Source organism: Rahnella woolbedingensis (assembly GCF_003602095.1).
GTDB lineage: Bacteria > Pseudomonadota > Gammaproteobacteria > Enterobacterales > Enterobacteriaceae > Rahnella > Rahnella woolbedingensis.
Genome location: NZ_RAHH01000060.1, coordinates 1 through 6,226, shown reverse-complemented (window position 1 = coordinate 6,226; position 6,226 = coordinate 1). Strand labels below are relative to the sequence as shown.

Sequence of the window (6,226 nt, the reverse complement as noted above, 5' to 3'; positions counted from 1 at the left end):
ACCAATGCCATGGGAACCAGCGACAGCAGCGCAGGCTACAGCGTGGAAACCGTGGCCACGAATGCCGACGTGTTCGCGACCCCGGAAATCTCTTACATCATTGATGATGTGGGTCTGCATACGGGGCAGGTGACTGACGGCGGTAAAACCGATGACAAACAGCCTGAGCTGCACGGCACCGGTGAGCCCGGCAGTGTCGTGACTGTCACCATGTACGGTCCATCAACAGGGAAAACCTACACCCTTGGCCATGTCACTGTGGGTAATGACGGCACCTGGAGCTACCAGTTCACCGGCAAACAGGGACTGCAGTCGGGAAATAACGTCTTCCATGTCACGACGACGGACACAGACGGCCACACACTGACAGGAGACAGCTACACTGTGGCACTGACCGGCAGCAATGCCGACGACAACACCCCTCCGGACATTACTCCACCAGATACGCCAAACATTTATGCTGCGCAGGAAACCAATGATGACGGCACTCAGCACGGGGTGAAGAGCGGTGGCACCACTGAAGACAGCACACCGGAACTGCTTGGTGCTGCAGAGCCAGACAGCATCGTGACGATCTACGACGGCGCGGTTGTGATTGGCTCCGTTGCAGCAGATTCAGAGGGTAATTGGACCTATGATGTTTCTCAGGCACTTGCTGACGGTAAACACACCTTCACCGTGACCGCGACAGATGCAGCCGGCAACACGAGTGATCATTCCCCTAGCTATATTGTGGACGTTGAAACAGCAGACATCACCCCACCGGATGCCCCGGTCATCGAGAATTACCACGATGATGTCGGCGATTACAAAGGTGACTTCAAATCGGGCACCACCACGGATGACGCCACTCCAGAGCTGAAAGGCCATGCTGAAGCGAACAGCATTGTGAAAGTGTATGAGGGCAGCACACTGCTGGGCTCAACAACCGCACACGATGACGGCTCATGGAGCTTCACGCCATCCGCACGCACTGACGGCAGCCACACCTTTACTGCCACTGCGACAGATGCAGCGGGAAATGTCAGTGCGCATTCTGGCAACTTTGTGGTGAACGTTGATGTGCCGGACACCACTCCACCGGAAGTACCCGTGTTCACGAATGCATATGGCACTGCGGAAGATGGCGCTAAAGACGGGACAGGAGTGAGTAACGGCGGCACGCTGCATGACACCACACCAGAGCTGGCAGGCGTTGCGGAGCCCGGCAGTGTTGTGAAAATTTACGATGGTTCGGTGCTGATTGGCTCCACGACTACGGGTGCTGACCACCGCTGGGCTTTTGATGTTTCCGGCGCGCTGTCCGAAGGCAAGCACACCTTCTTCGCGACTGCGACAGATGCGGCAGGCAATACCAGTGCGCATTCTGGCAACTTTGTGGTGAACGTTGATGTGCCGGACACCACTCCACCGGAAGTACCCGTGTTCACGAGTGCATATGGCACTGCGGAAGATGGCACTAAAGACGGGACAGGAGCGAGTAACGGCGGCACACTGCATGACACCACGCCAGAGCTGGCAGGTGTTGCGGAGCCCGGCAGTGTTGTGAAAATTTACGATGGTTCGGTGCTGATTGGCTCCGCAACTACGGGTGCTGACCACCGCTGGGCTTTTGATGTCTCCGGCGCGTTGTCCGAAGGCAAGCATACCTTCTTCGCCACTGCGACAGATGCGGCAGGTAATACCAGTGCGCATTCAGGCAACTTTGTGGTGAACATTGATGTACCGGATATCACCCCACCGGATGCACCGACCATTATTGATTTCTATGATGATGCCGGCGATTCTAAAGGCCATGATATCAACGGCGGCACGACGGACGACACGACGCCAACCCTGAACGGTCAGGCTGAAGCCAACAGCATTGTCAAAGTGTACGAAGGCAGCACCCTGCTGGGGTCAACAACGGCCAAAGCAGACGGCAGCTGGAGTTACACCACGCCTGTGCGTACCGACGGCAAACATGACTTCACCGCGACGGCCACGGATGCGGCCGGTAATGTCAGTGCGCATTCCGGTGATTTTGTGGTGAATATTGATACGGCCCCAGTGGGAGTATCTGGCTTTGAAGATTTTCAGCAGGTTGATCATCCTTATGATCAATTTTCAAGTTTTACTACAGACTCAGGTCTGAAGATAGAGTCTTCAGTTAGTAATGCACGATGGGCCCGTTTCCGTTTAGTCGATCATCCTGAACTGGATAATACTTGTATTTTGAATCAACAGTTTAGTTTGATGACATTTACCTTACCGGGTGCGGCTGATACGGTGTCATTTTATGGGAATGGCCAGGAGCGTGAGAGCATGACTGCTAAAGATAGAATTCATGCTTATGATGCAAAGGGCAATGAAGTGGCCATTTCGATTAGCGTGAAGGATGCGACACATGCAGAAACGACTGCGCATGTAGTCGTGGGATACCACTATACAATTACCCCCGCATCTGGACAGCACATTGCGTCGTTCACAACAGAGCATTTAGATGTGATAGACGATGTCTCCTGGTATTCTGCAAACGCCCAGCACGCCAACCTGCAAAGTGCCATGCTGACCAGCCCGGACGCCGTGGAACATCACGACATTCTGACTCTGGCGCAGATTGATGATTCGCATAAATCCACCGCTGCGGTCGATATCACTGACCATGTGCAGAACACCCTTCATCTGACCCTGAACGACATTCTCAGCGAAGCCCATCCGAATCTGTTTGTGCAGGACGGCAAGCAACAGCTGGCTGTCACCGGCGACCAGGGTGATGTGGTTGAACTGAAAGTCGACGACCTGGCTCACAACACCTGGCAGGATAGCGGTGCAGTGACGGCAGGTGGCATTCAGTATGAGGTGTATCAGCATGCAGGCAGTGACGTAGAACTGCTGGTTCAGCACGGTCTGGAATTACATCAGGTTTCATAATCCCTGACGTGTTCTGACCTAATCCATCCCTGGCTCCGGCCGGGGATTTTTACTGCGCCTCTTCCTTCGTCAGCGTTCCGGCAATCTGACGGCAGTAAAGGGGATTGACGTCCAGTGATATAAAAAACTCGCTAAGGTGTATCAGAATGCGATTTTGATACAACCTGGTCTCAAAATGACCAGGAAACGAATAACTTTTCAGATAACTCTTTTTTCCACCCGTTAATATCTTTCTCTTTGGGCGCTCATGCATTGAATTGCTCTGGAGAATAATTACGGGAGCTTATTAAATGTACGGTATTAAAAACCAATTGCCATAAATTTTCTGAATCGTCTTTCTAATAACGTCTGATTTTCATGCCAATATCTCTATATTTATCTATGTCTTTAATAAAGAATCAGGATCAACTTCAGTCCAATCGTCACCTACTGGCACAGGGCTACCTGTCAGATTAGGTGTGGCTATGTATCGCAGTTGTGTCAGTTCAAGCCTGAGCTAATAAGTATTAGCAATTCATCTTCCACAATCTTCATATCCTCTGCGTCCAGCCCCAACAGCGGGCGCGCCGGATACTGCATTTCCTTTGCACGGACAGACGGGCGATCCCGCAGCCCGTACTGATGCACTTTTGCCATCCGTTGCACCTGTCCGGTAAATTCCACCACCGCGTCGTCAGCGGTGCCTTTGGCCTTCATGTATTTGGCCGTGCGCAGTTTGGCGAACATCTCCCGCTTAATGCGGCCTTTCTTTGCCCGCAACGGCTGCGGGCGGCGCGGCGTGAACGGCTGCCCTTCCGGCGTGATCTGCTGCTTGATTCGTTGCTGCTGATGTTTGCGCAGACGCTTCGCAATGGTCGCCGCCATCGCCTTCCGGCTTTGCGGTGACAGCGCGGCAATCAGCCCCGCCAGGCGGGTATCAAACGCTGACAGCTCACTCATTCCACTGACTCACTAACTCGCCGTGCAGATACAGTTCACGCGGCCTTTCCACCGGTTCAGGCAGCGGCGGTTCCGGAAAGTGCTCCACATACAGACCGGCATCAATCTGTTTCACGATCACGCGCTCGGTGAGCTGCACATCAATCGCGATATCGTAGGAACCATCATCCAGCATATCGGCCTTAAATTTAAAGCCGGTCTGCTGCTTTTCCGGCGTCGCCATAATGTCCGGCTGGTTCTCACGCAGCCAGGCCAGGATGGGCACAATAATCAGATCGCAGTCCTGGGCAAAGTTGGTGATCAGCAGTTCGGTCTGGTACTGGTATTCAAACGACAGCGAACTGGCTAACGTGGAAACGATGCGACCATTGTCCACAAACATTCGCAGGGTGTCGGGACTGGTTTGCAGCACCGGCACGGCGTCAGTTAAGGCTTTTCGTAGCTGTGCGGGTTTTAACACGGTGTTCCTCCTGGCATTGTCTGACCGCTTCCACCTGGAGGCCGCAGGCGGTCAGCGCGGCCTCCAGGTTTCTGACATCACTGCTTAAGTCGCCGTTAGTGACCGGTGAGCTTGCCGGTATCGGGCAACTGGTTACCGCCGGACAGCCAATGTAAATAATCTGCGGCGCTGGCAAAGGCGGGACGTGCGTGCATCCGGCTAATACCGTCAGGCAGACGAGTGCCGTACCAGTCGCGTATTTCCTGATTTTCATTGAGTAACCTTTGAATATGAACTTCACGGACGCGCGCCTGCTCACCCGCCCGTGCGAGCTGGGTGCGCAGGCGTTGTTCCTGGCGTTCCCGCGTTACGGCCTCATCGTTCAGGCGATTAATGGCGTTATCGCGGCTTTCAATACCGGCGGACAGCGTGCCGATAATGCGCTGCGCCTGTTCGGCTTTTTCAGTCAGGCCGCCGATACGCCAGGTTTGCAGCCCCGCCAGCGCGCAGGCGGCCAGCAGTAAAATAATCGTAATGCGCATCAGACTCCCCGCAGGCAGTAGGCCAGCTCATTCGCGCGGCGGCGCTCCAGGCCGGTGACGCGGGCACCGTTAACAAACACCCAGCGCGGCAACTGTTCGCAGGCATCCCGCCATTGGCCTTTGTTGATGAAAAACGCCAGCGTGGACTTGCAGGCTGCTGTCACGCCCACGTTAAACGCAAAGGACACCACGGCGTCATAAACGGGCTGCGGCATGGCGACCGGCATACATCGGGCAATGCCTTTCTCCACCCGCATCACGTCTTCCACCAGGTTAACGGCGGCCTGCCGTTCGCTGATGTGCGTTTGCGGTTTCACGCCTGCGGTGTGCCCGATGCCGTTTGTCCAGACGCCCGCGCTGCACTGATAGGCCGACAGGCGGCAGCCTTCAAAATCGGCAATCAGTGCCAGACCGGCGGCGGAGGTTTTCAACGTTGGCGTTTGTGGCAGCAATGCGGCAATCGCCAGGACGGCGGCGACGGCGCAGCGCCTAACGATTGATGGCTGCATTAATGTCCCCTCTGACGCCCATAGCTTTCAGCAGGCGGTAAGTTTTACGCCGGTAGTACCAGTTCACCAGGAAGGTCGCCACGCCGACGGCGGCACCGACCAGAAAGGCGATATCCTGCGGTGACATTGCGCCGAGCCAGGCAAGAAAGGCCGCGACGCAGTAACAGATAAACGAGGTGATGCGCTCCATGGTCATCAGTCCCAAAGTGAGACGGTTTCACTGACTGCGGCCTGGGTTATGTCCGGCAGCTCCACCGCGTAGCCATGGGGCAGGATTGCCCCCTGTGCGGCTAAGCCAACGTTAGCCGCGTAAACTTTTTCAACTACCGATCCCGTGCGCCCGTAGTACCGCCAGCAAAGCGAATCCACGGTGTCGCCCTGTTCGGCAGTGACTTTCATCAGAGCAGCCCGATGATGCAGTGAGACACACCGGCGACGTCGCCGATCGCGTTGCGCCCGTCCCGCCATAAATCATCCACCGTGCTTTCCACAATCTCGGCCTTTTTGCTGCCCTTATCGGTGGTGTCGTTATTCGGGTAACGCTCAGCCAGGAAGGCCGCCGCAATAGACGCCACGGCGCGCTGATAGGCGCAGACCTTCACGCTTTCATCATCAATCTGGTCGGCAGGGACATCAGCCAGGTGTGTAAAGCCCTGCGAAATCTGCGCATCACGAAAGCTGAACAGCTCGGCGTTCACTTCGGTCATGGCAAACTTTGCGGCGGTGCGCAGACGTTTCGCGGTAACCGTGCCCTCCAGGCGCAGCGTGTCGCGCAGCTCAACCGGATCGACATCAGGCCAGAAATGAGTGTTTTTAATCGCGGGTTCCGTCGCGGCGTCCGGCTTTGGTGCAGGTACAACAAGAGACATAATGACCTCTGAATG

General features: G+C 55.4%; 9 protein-coding genes. 1 reads left to right on the top strand and 8 read right to left on the bottom strand.

The window, feature by feature from the left end; translation table 11 throughout:
• On the top strand, positions 1 to 2,913 hold a 2,913-nt coding region (locus tag D6C13_RS24920; RefSeq protein ID WP_244212801.1), incomplete at its 5' end, for an Ig-like domain-containing protein.
• Between the two features lie 480 nt (positions 2,914 to 3,393).
• Here D6C13_RS24920 and D6C13_RS24910 read toward each other — a convergent pair.
• The 8 genes from D6C13_RS24910 to D6C13_RS24875 are packed head-to-tail and all read right to left on the bottom strand — an operon-like array spanning position 3,394 to position 6,211.
• Positions 3,394 to 3,852, bottom strand: a complete 459-nt coding sequence (locus D6C13_RS24910) for a phage virion morphogenesis protein (protein ID WP_120135294.1) — start codon at positions 3,850 to 3,852, stop codon at positions 3,394 to 3,396.
• Positions 3,845 to 4,312: a phage tail protein gene (locus tag D6C13_RS24905; RefSeq protein ID WP_120135293.1), complete on the bottom strand. Its 468-nt coding sequence runs from the start codon at positions 4,310 to 4,312 to the stop codon at positions 3,845 to 3,847. Before D6C13_RS24905 ends, D6C13_RS24910 begins: the two co-directional genes overlap by 8 nt.
• Complete coding sequence (gene lysC / locus D6C13_RS26035; RefSeq protein WP_244212803.1) at positions 4,275 to 4,523, bottom strand: Rz1-like lysis system protein LysC; 249 nt, start codon at positions 4,521 to 4,523, stop codon at positions 4,275 to 4,277. The genes D6C13_RS24905 and lysC overlap by 38 nt, the downstream gene beginning before the upstream one ends.
• Positions 4,408 to 4,833, bottom strand: a complete 426-nt coding sequence (lysB, locus tag D6C13_RS24895) for an Rz-like lysis system protein LysB (protein ID WP_120135292.1) — start codon at positions 4,831 to 4,833, stop codon at positions 4,408 to 4,410. Before lysB ends, lysC begins: the two co-directional genes overlap by 116 nt.
• Entirely contained in the window at positions 4,833 to 5,342 is a 510-nt protein-coding gene (locus D6C13_RS24890; RefSeq protein WP_120135291.1) for a lysozyme, read from the bottom strand. Before D6C13_RS24890 ends, lysB begins: the two co-directional genes overlap by 1 nt.
• A complete protein-coding gene (locus D6C13_RS24885) occupies positions 5,323 to 5,532 on the bottom strand; it encodes a phage holin (RefSeq protein WP_047609759.1) in 210 nt (69 codons plus the stop codon). Before D6C13_RS24885 ends, D6C13_RS24890 begins: the two co-directional genes overlap by 20 nt.
• A 5-nt stretch (positions 5,533 to 5,537) precedes the next feature.
• Positions 5,538 to 5,741, bottom strand: coding sequence for a tail protein X (locus D6C13_RS24880; RefSeq protein ID WP_120135290.1), 204 nt, complete (start codon positions 5,739 to 5,741; stop codon positions 5,538 to 5,540).
• The gene (locus D6C13_RS24875; protein WP_120135297.1) at positions 5,741 to 6,211 is read right to left on the bottom strand and encodes a head completion/stabilization protein; all 471 of its coding nucleotides are present in this window, start codon (positions 6,209 to 6,211) and stop codon (positions 5,741 to 5,743) included. Before D6C13_RS24875 ends, D6C13_RS24880 begins: the two co-directional genes overlap by 1 nt.
• Positions 6,212 to 6,226 lie beyond the last annotated feature (15 nt).

Coding starts and splice junctions, on each gene's coding strand:
- D6C13_RS24910 (WP_120135294.1), bottom strand. CDS start 3,852: ATGAGTGAGCTGTCAGCGTTTGATACCCGCCTGGCGGGGCTGATTGCC.
- lysB (WP_120135292.1), bottom strand. CDS start 4,833: ATGCGCATTACGATTATTTTACTGCTGGCCGCCTGCGCGCTGGCGGGG.
- D6C13_RS24890 (WP_120135291.1), bottom strand. CDS start 5,342: ATGCAGCCATCAATCGTTAGGCGCTGCGCCGTCGCCGCCGTCCTGGCG.
- D6C13_RS24885 (WP_047609759.1), bottom strand. CDS start 5,532: ATGGAGCGCATCACCTCGTTTATCTGTTACTGCGTCGCGGCCTTTCTT.
- D6C13_RS24880 (WP_120135290.1), bottom strand. CDS start 5,741: ATGAAAGTCACTGCCGAACAGGGCGACACCGTGGATTCGCTTTGCTGG.
- D6C13_RS24875 (WP_120135297.1), bottom strand. CDS start 6,211: ATGTCTCTTGTTGTACCTGCACCAAAGCCGGACGCCGCGACGGAACCC.